16 protein-coding genes are annotated in these 18,307 nt (G+C 56.5%); 8 read left to right on the top strand and 8 right to left on the bottom strand.

Annotated elements, in window-relative coordinates; translation table 11 throughout:
• Positions 1-93: 93 nt before the first annotated feature.
• Complete coding sequence (locus GSQ62_RS10315; RefSeq protein ID WP_161889423.1) at positions 94-651, top strand: hypothetical protein; 558 nt, start codon at positions 94-96, stop codon at positions 649-651.
• Positions 652-1,011: 360 nt separating this feature from the next.
• Here GSQ62_RS10315 and GSQ62_RS10310 read toward each other — a convergent pair whose 3' ends face one another.
• From GSQ62_RS10310 to GSQ62_RS10300, 3 genes are all read right to left on the bottom strand, one after another.
• Entirely contained in the window at positions 1,012-1,176 is a 165-nt protein-coding gene (locus GSQ62_RS10310; RefSeq protein WP_161889422.1) for a hypothetical protein, read from the bottom strand.
• Between the two features lie 85 nt (positions 1,177-1,261).
• On the bottom strand, positions 1,262-1,426 hold the full coding sequence (locus GSQ62_RS10305) for a hypothetical protein (RefSeq protein ID WP_161889421.1): 165 nt from the start codon (positions 1,424-1,426) through the stop codon (positions 1,262-1,264).
• A gap of 55 nt (positions 1,427-1,481) precedes the next feature.
• Positions 1,482-1,646, bottom strand: a complete 165-nt coding sequence (locus GSQ62_RS10300) for a hypothetical protein (RefSeq protein ID WP_161889420.1) — start codon at positions 1,644-1,646, stop codon at positions 1,482-1,484.
• Between the two features lie 354 nt (positions 1,647-2,000).
• Here GSQ62_RS10300 and GSQ62_RS10295 point away from each other — a divergent pair, with 354 nt between their 5' ends.
• Both GSQ62_RS10295 and GSQ62_RS10290 read left to right on the top strand, forming a co-directional pair.
• The gene (locus GSQ62_RS10295) at positions 2,001-2,867 is read left to right on the top strand and encodes a sterol desaturase family protein (protein ID WP_161889419.1); all 867 of its coding nucleotides are present in this window, start codon (positions 2,001-2,003) and stop codon (positions 2,865-2,867) included.
• A 111-nt stretch (positions 2,868-2,978) separates the two neighbouring features.
• Positions 2,979-3,824, top strand: coding sequence for a cyanophycinase (locus tag GSQ62_RS10290; RefSeq protein WP_161889418.1), 846 nt, complete (start codon positions 2,979-2,981; stop codon positions 3,822-3,824).
• A 40-nt stretch (positions 3,825-3,864) separates the two neighbouring features.
• Here GSQ62_RS10290 and GSQ62_RS10285 read toward each other — a convergent pair whose 3' ends face one another.
• Positions 3,865-4,785 (bottom strand): NAD(P)/FAD-dependent oxidoreductase, encoded by a 921-nt coding sequence (locus tag GSQ62_RS10285; protein ID WP_161889417.1) that lies wholly within the window; start codon positions 4,783-4,785, stop codon positions 3,865-3,867.
• A gap of 354 nt (positions 4,786-5,139) precedes the next feature.
• On the opposite strand from GSQ62_RS10285, the gene GSQ62_RS10280 reads away from it, so the two are divergent.
• Positions 5,140-6,372, top strand: a complete 1,233-nt coding sequence (locus tag GSQ62_RS10280) for an OmpP1/FadL family transporter (RefSeq protein ID WP_161889416.1) — start codon at positions 5,140-5,142, stop codon at positions 6,370-6,372.
• Between the two features lie 14 nt (positions 6,373-6,386).
• The gene (locus GSQ62_RS10275; RefSeq protein WP_161889415.1) at positions 6,387-7,814 is read left to right on the top strand and encodes an SGNH/GDSL hydrolase family protein; all 1,428 of its coding nucleotides are present in this window, start codon (positions 6,387-6,389) and stop codon (positions 7,812-7,814) included.
• A gap of 162 nt (positions 7,815-7,976) precedes the next feature.
• On the opposite strand, the gene polA is transcribed toward GSQ62_RS10275, so the two are convergent.
• Positions 7,977-10,829, bottom strand: a complete 2,853-nt coding sequence (gene polA, locus GSQ62_RS10270) for a DNA polymerase I (RefSeq protein ID WP_161889414.1) — start codon at positions 10,827-10,829, stop codon at positions 7,977-7,979.
• A gap of 288 nt (positions 10,830-11,117) precedes the next feature.
• On the opposite strand from polA, the gene GSQ62_RS10265 reads away from it, so the two are divergent.
• On the top strand, positions 11,118-11,492 hold the full coding sequence (locus GSQ62_RS10265; protein WP_161889413.1) for a hypothetical protein: 375 nt from the start codon (positions 11,118-11,120) through the stop codon (positions 11,490-11,492).
• A gap of 529 nt (positions 11,493-12,021) precedes the next feature.
• Positions 12,022-13,410, top strand: coding sequence for a sigma-54-dependent transcriptional regulator (locus GSQ62_RS10260; RefSeq protein WP_161889412.1), 1,389 nt, complete (start codon positions 12,022-12,024; stop codon positions 13,408-13,410).
• Here GSQ62_RS10260 and GSQ62_RS10255 read toward each other — a convergent pair whose 3' ends face one another.
• Positions 13,411-16,059 carry an ATP-binding protein gene (locus tag GSQ62_RS10255; protein ID WP_161889411.1) on the bottom strand — a complete coding sequence of 883 codons (2,649 nt, stop codon included), beginning with the start codon at positions 16,057-16,059 and terminating at the stop codon, positions 13,411-13,413.
• 266 nt (positions 16,060-16,325) lie between these two features.
• Between GSQ62_RS10255 and GSQ62_RS10250 the strand changes: the two genes are divergently transcribed.
• Complete coding sequence (locus GSQ62_RS10250; RefSeq protein WP_161889410.1) at positions 16,326-16,925, top strand: hypothetical protein; 600 nt, start codon at positions 16,326-16,328, stop codon at positions 16,923-16,925.
• Positions 16,926-17,010: 85 nt separating this feature from the next.
• Here the strand turns inward: GSQ62_RS10250 and GSQ62_RS10245 are convergent, their stop codons facing one another.
• Together GSQ62_RS10245 and GSQ62_RS10240 are read right to left on the bottom strand one after the other, a co-directional pair.
• Positions 17,011-17,796 (bottom strand): TPM domain-containing protein, encoded by a 786-nt coding sequence (locus GSQ62_RS10245; RefSeq protein ID WP_161889409.1) that lies wholly within the window; start codon positions 17,794-17,796, stop codon positions 17,011-17,013.
• Positions 17,797-17,805: 9 nt separating this feature from the next.
• Complete coding sequence (locus GSQ62_RS10240; RefSeq protein WP_161889408.1) at positions 17,806-18,243, bottom strand: TPM domain-containing protein; 438 nt, start codon at positions 18,241-18,243, stop codon at positions 17,806-17,808.
• Between the last annotated feature and the right edge of the window lie 64 nt (positions 18,244-18,307).

Below are 18,307 nucleotides of genomic sequence, written 5' to 3'. Positions count from 1 at the left end.
AATTCCCTCTCCTTCTATATGAAGCGGCTGCAAATGTGCGTTTCAGGTAAGATATTTGCACCTGCTGCCCAAACTTAGAACATCCGGACCCCTATGATAAAAAAGATATTGATGCTAGTTGGCCTGCTCTGCGGCATAAGCGTGGCAGGTGTGGCGCAGAAATACAGAACCGCGGCCGGTGTGCGCCTCGAGAGCGACCGCTTTGGCGTGACCCTGCAGCAGAAACTGCACGACAGAGGCACCCTGGAGGCCATTGCGGCGGTCGGCTCGCGCGAGTACAGCGCCACCGGCCTGTATGAGTGGCACTTCCCGCTGCTGGGCGAGCGCTTTAACTACTACCTTGGCGCAGGCGCGCACATCGGCAACCTCAAGGACAGCGGCGTTTTCACGGGGGGCGATGTCATCCTCGGCATCGAATACAAAGTGAACGGCCTGCCTTTCCTGCTCTCCGCCGACGTGAAGCCCGCCTTCCACATCCACCACGAGGACTGGATACAGCTTTCTTCGGGCGTTTCGGTGCGCTATGTGCTGGTAAAGGAGAAAAAAGAGAAGAAGCGGCTGTGGCCCTTCGGCCGGCAGAACGACAAAAACAACAGGAAGCGTGACGACAAGCCCGGCGTCCTGGACATTTTCAAAAAGCAGGAGAACTAAACCGGAAGGCAGTATTTAAAGTGCAGATGAAAAAGGAAAGCCAGGTGCTGCCGGGCTTTCCTGAAGAAGTAGCACGTGGCAGAAAACCTAACGCGGCCGGTTCCTGATTTGCAACCTGACAGCGTGCTGCGCGGCCCGCTTTCATAGTATATGGCACAAATAGCTTGTTCCGGTAGGCTTGGGTAGAGGCCCGCAGCTATTTATTGGACTCATTTTGAGTGGCAGGATGCATGTATCCTGTGTTTGCAAACACGCGCCGGGGACTAACCTCTGCCTGGCTTCCGACGTTTTTCCTTTTTACTGTCGCCGCCACCGCAACTGGCGCAACTCTTGTCCGGGAGGGACCTGGGCATCCCCAGGCTATATGGAGTTCATAGCCAGGGGGTGCGAAGGAGTTTCCTGCACCGGGGCACCAGTGGCCAGCAGTTGCTGCCGTTGTGCCACCAGGGTGCTTTGGTCGGGGGTTTTTTTGCAGGCAAAGCACAGGCATGCAAAAACTGCGAGGAGCAGCATTACAATTTTCATAGTTTTAGATGCACTAATGGCGGTAATGGTACTAAAGACAGGTGAGCGTAAGGAAGCGGGTGCGGGCGGGGCGGCGGCAGGCAGCTTAGCTGCGCGGTGCCACCACCTCCACCACCGGCAGCATGTTGCCCTGGTGCCTGTACAGGTTCAGTTCCTGCCTGACGCTGATTTCCTGCAGGTCTGCGGCAGACTTTTTGATTGTCGCTCCCAGCGCGAGAGCAATGGCGAAAAGAAGAACGATGATTTTCATAGTAGTATTTTGTTGCGTCTAATGGGTGACTGATGTCAGGTGATGCACGGTAGGCTTAGCTGCGCTCGGCAACAATTTCTACCACCGGCAGAAGGTTCGGGTAGCTATGGTACTTTCTGACCTCGTTTCTCTGCGAGATCTCTTTCATGTCATCTGCTGACTTTTTAACGTTGGCACCAAAGCCGAATACAAAAGCGAAAAGAAGGATTACGATTTTCATGGTAGTAAATTTTAAGTTTCTGTTTTATTTTTAGTCACTGTTCTGCTTAATAGATAGTCCCGCTGGTTAAAAGGTTGCTTGGGGTCCTATTTATTCTCTAACTTCTGATTGACAGAATTACATGAAGTATGCCAGAATATATAAAATGTTGTCTGTCAATATATTATATACGTTTTTAATCAGAATAGGCCTATTGGGAGTGTCCGATGCCGAACACTTTTATGTTCGCAACCGAACATAAAATATTTTTTCTTTATACTGCTGCTCCGGCGGATCATCAGAAATGACGCGTATCGGCCAAAGCAGGCGCTTTTTGCTGTAACCAAGCGGCAGGTTTAAGAATAATGGAAGAACATGAAAATCATATTTCCTAAGTTTGATAATATAGGCATGCCACTGCTGGGCATGGCCGCTGCGGCGCTGTTTGTGCTGGAGGCGAAACGGCAACTGCGGCGGCGCACGCGCCCCAAAATGGAGCGGCTGCTGGAAAACGGGAGCGTGGCGGCGGCGGCGCTGCCCGCCCTGCGGCTGTTGCTGGTGCCCGGCATGTACGCTGCCGCGCAACGGGCGCAGGCATATAACTTTGGGCTGCTGCGCTGGCTGGGGTTGCCAAAGTGGGTCCGATACGCGGCGGGGTTCCTGCTGCTCGACTACACCAACTACCTGTGGCACGTGCTGCTGCACAAGTCCGACCTGCTCTGGCGCTTCCACAACGTACACCACTCCGACCTGGACCTGGACCTCTCCACGGCCTGGCGCTTCCATATAGGCGAGAACATCGCCTCGGTGCCTTACCGCGCCACCGCCATCGCTTTAATTGGGGTGCCTGCGCCGCTGGTGCTTTTTTACGAGGTGATTTTTGAGGGCGCCGCCGCCTTTCACCACTCCAACCTGCGGCTGCCTTACCGCGCAGAGCGCCAGCTTTGCAAGTTCATCGTAACGCCGCGCATGCACGGCATCCACCACTCCATTGTGGCCCGCGAAACCAACAGCAACTTCTCCGTCATCTTCTCGTGCTGGGACCGCCTGCACCGGTCGCTGCGCCTGAACGTGCCGCAGGATGAGATTACGATTGGCGTGCCCGCCTACCGCGATCCGCAGGAGCAGTCGCCGAAGCGCCTGTTTATGCTGCCCTTTGAGCGGCAGCGGCCGTGGCAACTGCCAGACGGCACGGTGCCGGATCGGGAAGAGCGCCAGCCCCGGCAGGTGTTGCTTCCTTAGTTGCTCTGCATCAGCCATTACCGGGCCCTATAGGTTCATCTGCACCATTCCTGCCTCAACAAAGCACACCCACACCGAGTATAAGGTACATCTTTGGATGTGAACGTGACTATGGAACAGGTGAAAGGAAAATTGATTGCACTGGGCGGCGGGGATGACGAAGGCCTGATTAAACTTATCCGAAGCAAGATATGCGAACGGACGGCACATATAGAAGTGATTGCCACGGCCACGCCGCAGCCTTTGGATGCCATAAACTCGGGCAATGCTTACAAAGAAGCCTTTGAGGAACTTGGCTGCAGCAACGTGCGCTTTATGCGGATAGATGAGAACCACCCCGCCGACACCCCCGAAAACCTGCAGCGCATCGGCAGCGCCAGCGTTATCTTCTTCACCGGAGGAGACCAGGTGCGGCTGGCAAACTTCCTGAACGGCACGCAACTACTCCACATCATGCGCCACCGTTACCGCGCGGAGGACATCATTATCTCCGGCACCAGCGCGGGCGCCGCCATCATGTCTGACCGGATGATATATGATGGCTACGGGCACTATTCGCTCATCAAAGGCGAGATGAAAACCACCGAGGGCTGCTCCTTTATCAGGCATGTGTATATAGACACGCACTTTGCGGAGCGGGGCCGCTTTGGCAGGCTGGCGCACGCGGTGGCCCACGAGCCGGAGTATATCGGTGTCGGGTTGAGCGAAGAGACTGGCATCATTATCAAGGGAGGTGACCAGGTGGAGGTGTTCGGGCCCGGTGTGGTGACCATCATCGATGGCGGCGATATCCGTTTCTCGAATACCCGCGCGGTGGAAGAGAACGAGCCGATCGCGGTAGATAACCTGAAGATGCACCTGCTGGTACACGGCTACCGCTACTGCCTGCGCGAGCACCTGTTTCAGGCGGTGCCGCAGGGCGAGCGCGCCACCCCCGAGGCAGTGCCCGGCGGGTAGCGGCTGGCCCCCGTTATATATAAACTTTGCACACCGAGCACTACATGTGGCGCTCCGCCTCAGGCACGCGCTTCCGGTCTTCCTGCTGCAAATCCATGTTGATGGCGACGCCCGCCTTGGCCCCTTCTGCGGCGGCCACTATCACCATCTGCATGTCGCGGGCCGCGTCGCCGGCCACATATAAACCCGGAATATTGGACTGCTGCTTCCGGCGGGTTTTCACAACGCCCTTGCTGGTGAACTCACAGCCCAGCATTTCGCCCAAATCAGACTGCTGACGGGCGCCCTCTGAGAAAAACAGGACCTGTTGCGGAACCCGTTCGCCGTTCTTCAGCGCAATGTGCTGCAGCATGCCGTCTTCTCCCTCCAGGCGGTCAATTTTTCCTTTCACTACTTTTATCCCGTTCAGCTCCAGCAGCTCCAGGTCAGCGCGCTGCAACTTGTCGGTGCCATCGGTGAATAGCGTCACGTCGTCGCTCCAGTTTTTCATGGCCAGCGCCTGCCCGATGCCGCTGCGGTCTTTGCCATATACCGCAATGGGCTTGTCGCGGCTCTCCCAGCCGTCGCAGTAGGGGCAGTGGTGTACGCTCCTGCCGTAGAACTCCTCAAAACCTTCCACCTCCGGCCAGTTGTCCTTCAGTCCGGTGGCCAGCAGCAGCTTGCGCGAGCGGTACACAGTGCCCCCGGCGTCGTTCACCACAAACTGGCCTTTGCTGTAAGTGGCAGAGGCTACTTCTATATCCTTTATCTCAACGCTGTATTTTTCCAGCTCTGCGCGGCCCCGCTGTATAAACTCACGCGGGTTCATGCCGTCGCTGGTCAGGAAGCCGTTCATGCTCCGGGACCAGCGGTTGCGGGGCTTGCCCCCATCGAACAATAGTACCTTTCGCCTTGAGCGGCCCAGCAGCATGGCAGCGTTCAGCCCGGCTGGCCCTCCTCCTATCACTATCACATCATACATAAAATTCTCTTTCTGTTTCCGAAGATTTGTAAACGTAGGGGGGAGAAATAAGATAGCCCCTTTGCCATGAAATAGTTACACTTTAACAGGCCGCGCCACACCGTGTCCGGCGGCGCCGTATTGCGGCTGCCTTTGGCCCGCATAGCTATATATGGTATATATAAGGTGTGGCATATGTGGCGCAGGCATCGGTTTCGCCTGTTGCCAGGCAGATGATCTTAAATTCAAGTGGTACAGTTGGGGTTCTTCATTCTTGGGCCCGAACTAAAAATTATTTATAAACCGGCCTTGTGCATCCCGCCTTTCATGATATATTTGTTTACACTTTAACCGCTCTTTTATACAGCAGCATATATGAAAAACAAAATTATAGCCCTACTGGGAGGCACGTTACTCTCGGCCTCGGCCATGGCCGGCGGCTTCCAGGTGAACCTCGCCAGCCAGCGCCAGATAGGCATGGGCCACACCGGCACCGGCATTTATACCGGCACGTCCAGCATCTTCTTTAACCCCGGGGCTATGAGCTACCTGCGCGAGAACGGCGTTACGGTTGGAGTAAGCGGCATCGTCTCCAAAATTGCGTACCGGGCCCCGGAGCCGGGCGGGGCGGAGGCCCTGACGGACAGCCCCGTGGGAACTCCCTTCCAGCTATATGCAGTATATGGCATCAACGACAAACTGAAGGCCGGTTTGGGCGTGTACACCCCCTTTGGCAGTTCGGTGGTGTGGGGCGATGCGTGGAGCGGCCGTTTTGGACTGAACGAGCTCTCGCTGACGGCCGTTTTCATCCAGCCGACGCTCAGTTACCAGTTGACGGACAAGCTGGGTGTGGGTGTGGGCTTCGTGTATTCGGTGGGCGGGGTAAACCTGCAGCGCAGCATTCCGGTGCAAAACCAGCAGGGCGAATATGGCAAGGCGGAACTGGACGGCAACGCGAGCGGCCTCGGCTTCAACGCGGGTGTTTTCTTTCAGCCTACCGAAAAGTTCTCGGTGGGGCTAAGCTACCGCTCGCGCGTAGATATGAAAGTGGAGGGCGGCGATGCCACGTTCACCGTTGCCCCGTCTATCAGCGGGCGCTTCCCGGAGGGCACGCAGTTTGACGCGGAGCTTCCTCTGCCTTCCACGCTTTCCCTCGGAATCGGCTATATGCCCACCGAGGCCCTGACGCTGGCCGTGGACATTAGCCGGGTGGGCTGGAGCGCCTACGAGAGCCTGCGCTTCGACTACTCCAAAACAGTGAACGGGGCAGACTTTACAGAGAACGCCCGCAACTACGAGGATGCCTATATATACCGTGTCGGCGCTGAGTACAGGGTGAGCGAGGGCCTGGCGCTCCGGGCCGGAGCCTACCTGGACAAGACGCCCGTGCAGGATGGCTACCTGACGCCCGAGACACCGGACGCTGATTCCCGCGGGCTGTCTGTTGGGGTGGGCTATGCTGTTACCGACAACATCAGCCTCGACGCGTCTTTCCTGTACATCAACAAAAAAGAGAGAACTGACACCGGCGCGGCCTCCGGCGGCATTGCCGGCACTTACAAGTCTGTGGCCTATATACCGGGCCTGGCTGTGAACTTCACCTTTTAATTCTCCTCACGAACATGAAAAGACATCTATATAAACCAGGTGTGCTGGCGGCTCTTTTTGCTGGCGTGCTGCTTGCTGGCTGCGACCCGGAGATTGACGCACCGGCGCCAACGGCTGGGGAAACGGCTGATTTCTCTACTTACATTGCCGTGGGCAACTCCCTGACAGCAGGTTACCAGGACAATGGGTTGTACCTCGATGGCCAGTTGAATTCCTATCCGGCGATTCTGGCGGAACAGCTGCAGTTGGTGGGCGGCGGCGATTTTACGCAGCCGCTGTTCACGCAAGAGCAGAAGAATGGCTCCGGTTATCTGCGGCTGACAGGCTTCAGCGCGCAGGGCACACCCATCACTGCGCCTGTTACAGACCAGCTTGCCGTGACAAGGCCCAATGGCCTGCTCACAAAGTACACCGGACCAATACAAAACCTGGGCGTGCCTGACATCCGGGTGGCAGATATCACCTCGACAAGCTACAGTAGCGCGAACCCGTACTATGAGCGAATCACGCCTGACACTGCTCCCAACCAAACGTACCTGGAGCGTGTAGCCGCCACTGACCATACCTTCTTTAGCATGTGGTTGGGAAACAACGACGTGCTGCTTTATGCAACTTCCGGCGGTGCGTTTTCAGGCGGTGTGTTAAACTCCGATTTCCGGACGATCACACCTACAAACACCTTCGATGCAAACTATGCTGCCATGCTTAACACCTTGACTGCAGACGGGCAGGAGGGCATCGTAGGCACTATACCGGGTGTGGAGGCTGTTCCTTTCTTCACAACAGTAGGGCCAGTCTTAAAGCAATCGCTGGATGCAAACGGCATTCCGGGTTTTGTGGCCCTTACAGGAGGGGGCAGAGACCGTATTCAAGTGGCAGCAGGCCAGATCAATGCTCCCCAAAATGGCGTTTTGATTCCTCTGACGGCTTCTGCTTACGCTCCTTTGCTGGCGCAGCCTACCGGCAAGTACTGGAGAGACCTGGCCCGACAGGTAAGCCCAAGCAAAGATGCGCTGGTGGTGCGGGGAACACTTCTAAGCCTGTTGGCCGCCTACCAGATTGACACGACCCAAATGTTCGGTCTTTCGGGAGGCAACCCCTGGCCAAGCGCGCTGTTGCTCGACATGGCAGAAATATCCAATATAAAAGCTGCCACAGAGGCTTTCAACAGCATTATCAGAGCGCAGGCTGAGAACAGAGGACTGGCAATTTTTGATGCCAATCAGTTCTTTACTGCTATTCAGGGAGGATTTTCGGAAAATGGCGTCGCTTATTCTCCGGCTTATATATCCGGCAACCTGTTCTCCCTGGACGGCGTCCACCCCACGCCGAGAGGCTACGCCATCATCGCGAATGAAATGATCAAGGCCATCAACAGCAAGTACAACGCTAAAATCCCGACAGTGGATGTGACGCAGTACCGCGCGGTGCTTTTCCCGTAATCATTCTAATAAGCATAGAGCCATATATAAAAAAGCACCTCCGCATGAGGTGCTTTTTTATATATGGGGTGGCTTACTGAAGAGACCTCGCAGCGTGCGCAGCTCCTGCGAGCGTCTGGTGCGGGTTAGACGCTCGCGGGACCTTTGGACACCGCGAGGTCATTAATGCGCCTCCAGCCAGTTTTCGCCCACGCCCAGGCCTACTTCCATCGGCACGCTCAGCGGCAGGGCGTTCGTCATCAGCTCCACGATCTTCGGCGTTACGACCTCCACTTCCTCTTTCGGGGCATCAAAGAGCAGTTCGTCGTGCACCTGCAGGATCATGCGCGTCTGCAGCTTCTCCTGCTTCAGGTAATCCTGTATATGGATCATCGCGATCTTGATGATGTCAGCAGCGGTTCCCTGGATGGGGGCATTGATGGCGTTGCGCTCGGCAAAGGCGCGGATGGTCTGGTTGCGCGAGTTGATGTCGCGGAGGTAGCGGCGGCGGCCCAGCAGCGTCTCGGCATACTCCAGTTCCCGTGCCTTCTCAATGGTGCTGTCCATATACTCCTTCACCGCCGGGAACTCCTGGAAGTACGCTTCGATGATATCGGCGGCCTCGCGGCGCGGGATCGCCAGGCGCTCCGCCAGCCCGAAAGCGGAGATGCCATATATGATCCCGAAGTTCACCGTCTTGGCCTTGCGCCGCATCTCGCTGTCCACCTGCTCCAGCGGCACATGAAACACTTTGCTGGCCGTGGAGGCGTGAATGTCGATGCCGTTTTTGAAGGCTTCCTTCATGGTCGGGTCGCCGCTGAAATCGGCCATGATGCGCAGCTCAATCTGGGAGTAGTCGGCGGAGATGATCAGGTGCTTGTTGTTGCGGGGCACAAAGGCCTTGCGGATCTCGCGGCCGCGCTCCGTCCGGATCGGGATGTTCTGCAGGTTCGGGTTGGTGGAACTGAGGCGGCCGGTGGCGGTGACGGCCTGGTTAAAGGAGGTGTGCACGCGGCCGTCGAGGTGGCAGACGAGTTGCGGCAGCGCATCCACGTACGTCGATTTGAGCTTCGTCAGCTCGCGGTGCTCCAGTATGAGGCGCACGATCTCGTGCTCTGCGGCCATCTTTGAGAGGATCTCTTCGCCGGTGGCGTACTGGCCGGTCTTTGTTTTCTTGAGCTTGCTTTTGCCGTGCAGTTCCAGTTTGTCAAAAAGTATCTCACCCAGCTGCTTCGGCGAGCCGATGTTGAACTGCTCGCCGGCTATATCAAATATGCGCTTCTCCAGCCCTATAATTTCAGATTCCAGTTGAATAGATATATCAGCCAGCGCATCCGAGTCGATGCTGATGCCCTCCTTCTCCATGTCAGCGATGACCTGCACCAGCGGCGTCTCCACATCCCAGAACAGCTTCATCAGGCCCTGCTCCTGCAGCAGCGGCTCAAAGTACTGCTTTAGCTGCAGCGTCACGTCGGCGTCTTCGCAGGCGTAGTCTTTTACCTCCTCCGGCTCCAGGTCGGCCATGGTTTTCTGGTTCTTTCCTTTCGGACCGATCAGGTCGGTGATGGGCACAGGGGAGTAGTTGAGGTACGTTTCGGCCAGCACATCCATGTTGTGGCGCATCTCGGGCTCCAGCAGGTAATGCGCCAGCATGGTGTCGAAAATCGGCCCCTGCACCTCCACGTCGTAGTTCTTCATCACCAGGATGTCGTACTTGATGTTCTGGCCGACCATGGCGATGTTCGGGTTCTCCAGCACGGGCTTAAACTCGGCCACGATGCGCTTCGCCTCCTGCTGGTCGTCGGCGGGCACAGGCACATAATACGCCTCACCAGGGATGTAGCAGAACGACATGCCCACGAGCCGGGCGGTGATGGCGTCTATGCTGGTGGTCTCTGTGTCGAAGGAAATCTCGTCCTGCTTCAGCAGGTACTTTACAAGGCGCTGGCGCAGCTCCGGTGTGTCGATGAGGTGATAGCTGTGGATGGTGGAGTTGATGGTTTGCATGGCAGCCGGAGCCTCCCCGGAGGCCGCTATGTCTGTTTCCTCTACAGCTGCGACGGCGGCAGCGCCAAACAGCGAGGTCTGGCTCTGGTCAGCGGCCTTGCCTTTGCGTGCCGGTTTTGCAGCCGGCGCCGAAACAGCCGAGGCCAGGCTTTGCCCCAGCACGCGCTGCGCCAGCTGCCGGAACTCCAACTCCGCGAAGAGTTCGGCAATTCGTTCTTCGTTCGGGCCGTCGTAATGCAGGGCTTCCGCGCTGAAATCAAGCGGCACGTTGCAGTGAATCGTCGCCAGTTCTTTCGACATCATCCCCTGGTCCGCGAAGTTCACCACATTCTCTTTCTGCTTTCCCTTCAGTTGCTCCGCGTTGGCAATCAGATTCTCCACGGAGCCAAAGCGCTGTATCAGCGCCTTGGCTGTTTTCTCGCCAATGCCCGGTATGCCCGGGATGTTGTCCACGGCGTCGCCCTGCAGGCCCAGTATATCGATTACCTGCTCCACACGTTCGATTTCCCACTTGTCCAGCACTTTCTGCACGTCCCACACCTCCACGGCGTTGCCCAAAAAAGCAGGCTTATACAGGAAAACGTGCTCCGTCACGAGTTGGCAATAGTCCTTGTCGGGCGTCATCATATAGACATCGAAGCCCTCCTTCTCTGCCTTGCACGCCATGGTGCCAATGATATCGTCGGCCTCATAGCCGTCCAGGATCAGCACCGGAATGTTGAAGGCCTCCACAATCTTCTTGCAGTAGGGGATGGCGATGGAGATGTCCTCGGGCTGTGCCTGGCGGTTGGCTTTGTAGTCGGCGAAGTTGTCGTGTCGGAAGGTTTTTGCTGCCGTGTCGAACGCCACGCCTATATGGGTGGGCCGCTCCTTTTGCAGCACCTCCACCAGCGTATTGGTGAAGCCAAGGGCGGCGCCTGTGTTCATGCCTTTGGAGTTAATGCGCGGGTTCTTGCTGAAGGCAAAGTGCGCGCGGTATATAAGTGCCAGGGCATCCAGCAGGAACAGTTTTTTACGTGGTTCGCTCATGGTATAAAGATAGGTAATTTTTCAGCAACAGGAGCAGGTGCGGGGGCAGGGGCTGTATGGAAAAGGCGAGCCCGCGTAGTGCAGCTACACCCGTTGCACATTGTGTTGCCAGCTGCCACAACGTGTAGAAAGTTTCCACAAGCATAACCTTCTTTGTGGCGGTTTAAGTGATGTGCTTCGGTTGTATAGTGCTGTGTTTTAAAAGGTTATATATGAAAGGAGGTTTCTGGCATAATTATCTCTTGCCGGATCGGCAGCATATAAATTTGAAAAACCTGAAAAGAGGGAATGAAAAAAACGGGTGTTCTGGTAATTGCGGTTATTGGTCTGGGATTATTTTTTACGGAAGCCAAAGCCCAGCTCATTAATTCCTCCTCAACGCAGCAGCCGGCAGTGGCAGAGCAGGCGCGGCCGGATGCGGAGAGGCGGCAAATCCTGGAAAAGGAACTGCCTGCCGGGGTTCGGAAAGCCCTGAAAAGTGACGTGTTGACAGTCTGGAAAGTAAGGGAGGTGTATCTGGTGACAACCGGTGCGGCAGACGCGCAGGCCGGAGCCATATATGAAATATATTTCACCAATCCTGATCAGATGCGGGCTATTGCCCGTTTCGACGGAGAGGGGAATACAGTGCAGCCCACGGAAAACCATAGTGCGCACAACTAACGAAACCGGAAAAAGGGAAAACTTGACGCATTGGCAGCTGCAGGCACAAAAGTGGCGGCGAAGGTAAAAGGGACCGGTTTAAAAGTCTCTGCGTATATGGTGCGAGCGCCATATATGCGCTTCCTTCAGAGGATGACAAAATGAAGCTTGCGTAACATCAGTTAAGTTCCCGGACAAAATTAACTTGCACTATAGCCATAAAATCACCATATATATAAGCTGCCTGAAAATCAATACTATATAGCATAGAAAGTCTTGCATCTTGATACTTTTGTCCTTTTACTCATAGGTTATTAGTGAGAGGTTTTCTGTTGGCGCAGATATTTTTTCAGAGGGGAAGCTTCCGTTGGCGCGGAGGCTTTTTTTGTTTATAGGGCCCGTGGCAGCCGTTCCGGCGCCGCATTATACCGCCGCCGCAGGCAGCAGATAAATAAGTAGCGGGCAAGTGTAGAACAATCGGTGTATCTTTGTCGTTACTTAAGTGCTTTTGCCGCTACGTGACATGGCGGTACTTTAGTTACACAAATTTATGCCTAAGATATTATTAATTGATGATGACCCCTCGTTCTGCATGATGCTGAAGGCCTTTCTGCAAAGGCAGCAGTATGAAGTGGAAACTGCTTTTACAGCCAATGATGGGCTGCGTTTGCTCAAGTCGTCTTCTTTTAACCTGGTGCTGACGGATTTCCGGCTGCCTGACAAGGATGGGCTGGAACTGCTGCCCCAGATAAAGGTGCTGGCGGAGGACGTACCCGTTATCCTGATGACGCACTACGCCGACATCCGCACCGCCGTGCGGGCAATCAAGATGGGGGCCTTTGAGTACATCACCAAGCCCATCAACCCGGACGAGACCCTGCTGGTGATACAGAACGCCCTCCACAAGAAAACCGAAGACAGTGCAGATGCAGCGCCGGAAGCAGCAACCCGCCTCCCCAGGTTTGTGATGGGCAAAAGCCGCGAGGCGGCCCATATAGAAGAGTTTATATCCCTGGTTGCCCCTACCTACCTCTCTGTGATCATAGAAGGCGAGAGCGGCACCGGCAAGGAGTACGTGGCCCGCATGATCCATGAGCGCAGCAAACGGCAGCACATGCCTTTTGTGGCGATAGATTGCGGCGCGCTTTCCCGTGAACTGGCCGGGAGCGAACTGTTCGGTTACCTGAAGGGGGCCTTTACCGGGGCCATGAAAGACACGCAGGGACAATTTGAGGCAGCCGAAGGCGGCACCATTTTTTTGGATGAGATTGGCAACCTGCCTTACGAGGTGCAGGTGAAACTGCTGCGCGCGCTGCAGGAGCGCAAGGTGCGGAAGATAGGCAGCACCACCGACACAGACGTGGACGTGCGGGTGCTGGCAGCCACCAACGAGGACCTGCAGCAGGCCGTGGCCAACGGGCAGTTTCGAGAGGACCTGTACCACCGCCTGAACGAGTTTAAGATAAACGTGCCGCCGCTGCGCGAGCGCGATGATGACGTGCTCCTGTTTGCCAACCACTTCATGCAGCAGGCTAACCAGGAGATGGACAGGAACGTGGCGGGATTTGACGAGGCGGCGGAAGAGGTGCTGCTGACCTATACCTGGCCCGGCAACCTGCGCGAGTTGAAGAATGTGGTGAAGCGGGCGGTGCTGCTGGCCAAAGGCAATTTAATTACCACACAGGACTTCCCCGCTGAGATTGTGACGTTCACACCTGCCCTTACCGAGCCCGCCAGGGTAAACGGAGTGACTGCCGCATATGCCGGTATAGATGCATATGATACGGATTTGAAGAGCATCAACGAGCGCAACGAGAAGGAGATGATACTGCAGATGCTGGAGCGCGTGAAATACAACAAGTCGAAAGCAGCGCGCCTGCTCAACATCGACCGCAAAACGCTTTACAACAAACTGAAGCTGTACGATATCGAGGCTTAGCTAAAGCTGAGGCACTGCACGCAGCGCTTCTGTTTCCTCCTGCAGTGCGGCCAGCACCTGTTGTGTGTTCCGAGCCGCGCGGGCTACCACCTCCGCTAAGTCCCCCTGCTCCACTTTACCGGTGTGCAGCACCTGCTCCAGTTTCAGCAGGTCCGGCGTCACGCTGTGCGCCTTCAGGTGCTTAAAGGCCGTCAGCATCTTGTGGGCTACGCCTGCAGCCTTTGGCCACTGCTCCTGCCTGGCGGCAGAGGTCAGTTCCTGCAGGTTCCGGTGCTGGTCTGCCAGCAATACCTCGAGCACGGCAGCCAGTGTTTCTTCATCAGGCCCCGTGAAAAGGCGCATCTCACTCAGGTCATACAGCCGCTCTGCTGCTGCGGGAGGAGAAAGCAAAAGCGCGGGCGCTGCGCCCGCTACAGTTGGCTGCGGCTCTTCTGCCTCGGCTGCAACCAGTGTGCCCGGCAAGGCTTCGGCCAGTTTCTGGTGCAACTCCTGCTCCGTAAAGGGCTTCAGCAGGTGCCCGGAAATGGCGGAGTTCTTGAAAAAGTCTTCCTCGTTGCTCAGGATATTTGCCGTCAGCGCCAGTATCGGCACCTCTTTGTCGTGCTTGCGGATATTGCGGGCCACCGTTTTTCCACTCATGCCTGGCAACTGTATGTCGGTCAGCACCACGTCGAACCGATGGCTGCGCACTTGCTCGATGGCCTCCATGCCGTCGTTCGCCAGGTGCACCTTCATGCCCCATCTCGACAGGATAAGATCGCAGAGTTTACGGCTGTAGGCATCATCATCAATCACCAACACTCTAACGCCCTGGAAGGTGGCTGCTAATGGAGCGACGGTGTCAGCAGGCACCGGCAACTCGCCTTTTGCCACCTGCAGTGGCAGCACCGAGGTAAAGGTAGTGCCCTGCCCATGCACGCTTTGTACCGACAGCGTCCCGCCCTGCATCTCCACCAGCTTCTTGCTGATGGAAAGGCCCAAACCGGTGCCGCCGTATTTCCGGAGGATAGAACTGTCGGCTTGGTTAAACTCCCCAAACACATGCTGTATGCGCTCTTCCGGAATGCCGATGCCGGTATCGGACACGGCGATGCTCACCACCACGCGGGTGCGCCGGATGGTTTTAAGGCGCACGCTCACCAGCACCTGCCCCTCATGCGTAAACTTGATGGCATTGTCCACGAGGTTGAAAAGCACCTGCTTCAGGCGAAGGGCGTCTCCCTGCAGCACATCCGGAATGGTCTCGTCTGTGCGTGTCAGGAAATGGATGCGTTTAGTGGAGGCTTTCAGCGCGAAGGCGTGTTCCAGCTGCTTCAGCAACTGCTTCAGGCTGAATACGGTATGGCTGATGTGCAGCTTGCCCGCTTCTATCTTCGAAAGGTCCAGCACATCGTTGACGATGTGCAGCAGGTGCTCGCCTGCGCCGTTCACAGCCTCCAGGTGCTCTTGTTGCTGCGGCAGCAGGGGCGTGTGGCGCAGTTGCTGCGAGAAGCCCAGAATCACGTTCAGGGGCGTGCGCATCTCATGGCTCATGTTCGCCACAAAGGCCTCTTTGGCGCGGGCTAACTGTATGGCTTCCTTCTGGGCATATATGAGCCGGGCCTTGTAGTTGTTGCTGCGGGTAATGTCGCGCAGAATCACCAGTATAAACGCCACGCCGGCCCCGAGCCCGAGCACGCCTATCAGGAGCAGCACCATGGAGGTTTCCTTTGCCACGGCCCGCGCCTGCTGCGATTTCTGTTGTATCTGCTCCTGCTCGTTGCGCTCCAGCCGGTACATCATGTCGCGCACCTGGTCCATGATGTGCTTGTCCTGCTGCAGCAGGGCCAGTTCCTTGGCCTGCAGCTGTTCCTTCTTGCGGTCAGACTCGCGCTGCACGTTATGGAGGATGCGGCGCACTTTCGCCAGCGGTGCCACAGGCGTGGCGGTGGCGTTGGTGTCTATTCTTATTTCCTGTGTCACGTTAAGCTGCGGCACGATTACTTTGGGCGGCGGCAGCATCTTTTCTTCTTTCTTCTCCTTCCGGGAGAAAATTTTGCTCAGGAAGCCCCGCTTGGGCTCTTTATATACCTCATACTCCCGCTGCAGTTGCTGGATGCTGTCTTCTGCCGTCTCTCCTGTGTTCAGCGTGAGCCTGTCGGAGATGGTGGTGGTGGTATGCTGCTTGATGGTGGTGGCCAGCGGTTGCTCCTCTACGGTGGAGGCAATCTGGCGCATGGCCTTGTCTGAGTAATCAAGCGATTGCTGCTCCTTCTTCAAGGCAACGTACTGCTCCAGGCTTTTCTGCTTGTCCTGCAAGAGCGACGATATGGAATCCAGCTGGGCCAGTTCCTGCGGGGTGTGCTGCATCAGGAACTGCAGCGAGTCTATCTGGTTTTCAATGGTATCGAGGTGGGCCAGGTAATTCCGGAAGTGGTCTTCCTGCATCGTCAGCGTGTACGCCCTGATGGAACTCTCGGCGGTGGAGATGGTGGCCAGCGTGTACTGCATCTCTGCCAGCTTCCTGTTCGGGCGGGAAAGCACATCTACGGAGCCGAGCAGTTTGGTGAAACTGGTATAGGTCAGGTTGATGGCGGCCAGCACAATGCCCAGTGCCAGCACAAAGCCGACAATCACTTTCGATTTAGTGCTGTCTCCGAATATTTTCATGTGTTGAGTCCTCTGCTTCTAAAGAGGCTTGGAAGCTTCAAAGTTCCTATAACGCCAAAAATGCTGAAATGATTACGCGCCCGCAACAGGAACAACCTAATAAATTATTTTGCTTGCAGCATTATCAGATAAAATAAAAATAAACAAAGACCGTAGCTTTTCGTATAGCTGAATTCATATATACCTATCTCTGCTGCTGCGCCGGTTTTGAAACTGCAGCCTGCCAGCGGAGCAACAGCCTGAGCATCATTTTATATATAAAGTATATGGCGGGAATTGCAAGAAAGGCGCTGGCGCTGGTCTTATGTCTGCTTTGCACAGCAGGATGGGCGCAGGACATCAGTGTTGGGCAGAACAGCGGGAAGGATACCGTGGGGAGAACGGCGCAGGAAAGCGCTGACACAGCACAGTACCGGCACCCGGGCAATACTGGTGAGATTGCCTATGCCATGCCCCGCGAGGAGACCGAGGAGGCAAGGCGAAGGTACTGGGCTGAACCGGCGGACGCTCCCGAACTTGTATATAAAGAGGGCGTGAGCAGCCCCGACAACCTCCGCCTGCTGGCGCTGCAGGCAAAACTCGACGCCAAAAGTTACTACAAGGCAAAAGGCGTTTTCTGGACTACCCTGGGCTCCACTGTCCTGCATCCGGTGGCAGGGCTGGCGACTGGGTCTGTACTATCGGCCGTGCCCCCCAACACAGCCTCTGACCAGAACCCGAACCGCTACCTGATGAAAGACACTGTTTACCAGGAGGCTTACCAAAGGCAGGCCCACCGCCGCAAAGCAGGCAGGGCGGCCGCGGGCTTCGGCGTGGGTGCGGTTGTATTGGGTATTCTGTCTTTTGCAGCCGTGGGCGGTATATAGGAATCTATCGGGCAGCGAAAACGGCAGCGGGGGCGGCATGATTTTCTTTCATGCCGCCCCCGCTGCCGTTCGCCAGGCACTGGTACTACCAACTGCTGCTGGCGCCACCGCCTCCGAAGGAGCCGCCGCCGAAGCCTCCAAAGCCGCCGCCTCCGCCGCCGCCAAACATGCCGCCGCCAAACATGCCGCCGCCCGTGCGGAAAGAGCCGAACCCGCCGGGAATGAAGACCGGCCCCCCGAACGTGCGGGAATATCTCCTGCCGCCCCGGCCACCGCCTCCCCTCCTCGAAAACAGGAAGACAACCAGGATGACGATTATGATGATGAACAGCCAGGACGGGCCACCCTCACCTTCGCCGCCCTGGGCGGTAGGGTCAGCCTGGTAGGCGCCGCTGGCAAGCCCGATGATCAGGTTGGTGGCATCGTTTAGACCCTTGTAATACGCGCCCTGCTGGAAGTTCGGCTTCAGCGTGTTTTCCGTGATGCGCTTGGCGAGTGCGTCAGGTATATAGGCCTCCATCCCGTATCCCGTCTGGATAGCCACGCGGCGCTCGTCTTTCGCCACCAGTATAATCAGGCCGTTGTCGTTTTCGCTGCTGCCCACGCCCCAGCGCTCGCCCAGTTCAGCGGCATACTGGTTCGCGTCGTAGCCCCCGATGGAGGTGATGGTGACGATGGCAATCTGGGTGGAGGTGGTGTCGTAGTAGTTGACCAGTTTCTGCTCCAGCGCCTGCTCCTCCTCAGCGCTCAGCATGTCCGCCATATCGTTGACGAGGCGCGGCGGGTCAGGCCGCGGCGGAAAATCACCGTCCTGGGCTAAAGCCGTGAGGCAAAAGGGAAAAAGGAGCAGAAATAGAAAGAGGTGCTTCATAGAAAGGTTTTAATCGCCGAACGAGATGTCGTCTCTCAGTTCGTTGGTGTCTCCTGCCGGGTTGTAGGGGAAGTGCGTTTTCAGTTGCTCACCAGCCATCCGGATGCCCGTTGCCAGGCCCTCGGCGTACTTTCCCTGTTTGAAATGCCTGATGACCTCAGCGGTGATGTCCTCCCAGTAACGCTCGGGCACAATGGCGTTGATGCCCGCGTCGCCCAGCACTGCGAACTGGTGGTCGTCGAGGGCCACGTAAAACAGCACGCCGTTGCGCAGTTTGGTCTGGTGCATATGCAGGTCCGCGAAAACCTCCGTGGCCCGGTCCAGCACATCTCCCTCACAGTTGCTTTCCACATGCACCCGAATCTCCCCCGACGTGTTCTGTTCCGCCTCGGCAATGGCGGCCATAATCTGCTTCTCGTCGTCTGGGGTAATGGTGTCTTTTGGCATAAACTTGATTGTTGGGAGTTGATTGCTGATTGGCGGGGCTGCCTAAAGGGCAGCCCCGCCAATC

It is taken from the genome of Pontibacter russatus, assembly GCF_009931655.1.
Classification (GTDB): Bacteria; Bacteroidota; Bacteroidia; order Cytophagales; family Hymenobacteraceae; genus Pontibacter; species Pontibacter russatus.
The sequence above is the reverse complement of the archived record's forward strand: the minus strand, read 5'-3'. Positions and strand labels throughout refer to the sequence as shown.

Bases quoted from the DNA above. Each gene is read 5' to 3' on its own strand.
- GSQ62_RS10315 (WP_161889423.1), top strand. From the start codon at position 94: ATGATAAAAAAGATATTGATGCTAGTTGGCCTGCTCTGCGGCATAAGC.
- GSQ62_RS10310 (WP_161889422.1), bottom strand. From the start codon at position 1,176: ATGAAAATTGTAATGCTGCTCCTCGCAGTTTTTGCATGCCTGTGCTTT.
- GSQ62_RS10305 (WP_161889421.1), bottom strand. From the start codon at position 1,426: ATGAAAATCATCGTTCTTCTTTTCGCCATTGCTCTCGCGCTGGGAGCG.
- GSQ62_RS10300 (WP_161889420.1), bottom strand. From the start codon at position 1,646: ATGAAAATCGTAATCCTTCTTTTCGCTTTTGTATTCGGCTTTGGTGCC.
- GSQ62_RS10295 (WP_161889419.1), top strand. From the start codon at position 2,001: ATGAAAATCATATTTCCTAAGTTTGATAATATAGGCATGCCACTGCTG.
- GSQ62_RS10290 (WP_161889418.1), top strand. From the start codon at position 2,979: ATGGAACAGGTGAAAGGAAAATTGATTGCACTGGGCGGCGGGGATGAC.
- GSQ62_RS10285 (WP_161889417.1), bottom strand. From the start codon at position 4,785: ATGTATGATGTGATAGTGATAGGAGGAGGGCCAGCCGGGCTGAACGCT.
- GSQ62_RS10280 (WP_161889416.1), top strand. From the start codon at position 5,140: ATGAAAAACAAAATTATAGCCCTACTGGGAGGCACGTTACTCTCGGCC.
- GSQ62_RS10275 (WP_161889415.1), top strand. From the start codon at position 6,387: ATGAAAAGACATCTATATAAACCAGGTGTGCTGGCGGCTCTTTTTGCT.
- polA (WP_161889414.1), bottom strand. From the start codon at position 10,829: ATGAGCGAACCACGTAAAAAACTGTTCCTGCTGGATGCCCTGGCACTT.
- GSQ62_RS10265 (WP_161889413.1), top strand. From the start codon at position 11,118: ATGAAAAAAACGGGTGTTCTGGTAATTGCGGTTATTGGTCTGGGATTA.
- GSQ62_RS10260 (WP_161889412.1), top strand. From the start codon at position 12,022: ATGCCTAAGATATTATTAATTGATGATGACCCCTCGTTCTGCATGATG.
- GSQ62_RS10255 (WP_161889411.1), bottom strand. From the start codon at position 16,059: ATGAAAATATTCGGAGACAGCACTAAATCGAAAGTGATTGTCGGCTTT.
- GSQ62_RS10250 (WP_161889410.1), top strand. From the start codon at position 16,326: ATGGCGGGAATTGCAAGAAAGGCGCTGGCGCTGGTCTTATGTCTGCTT.
- GSQ62_RS10245 (WP_161889409.1), bottom strand. From the start codon at position 17,796: ATGAAGCACCTCTTTCTATTTCTGCTCCTTTTTCCCTTTTGCCTCACG.
- GSQ62_RS10240 (WP_161889408.1), bottom strand. From the start codon at position 18,243: ATGCCAAAAGACACCATTACCCCAGACGACGAGAAGCAGATTATGGCC.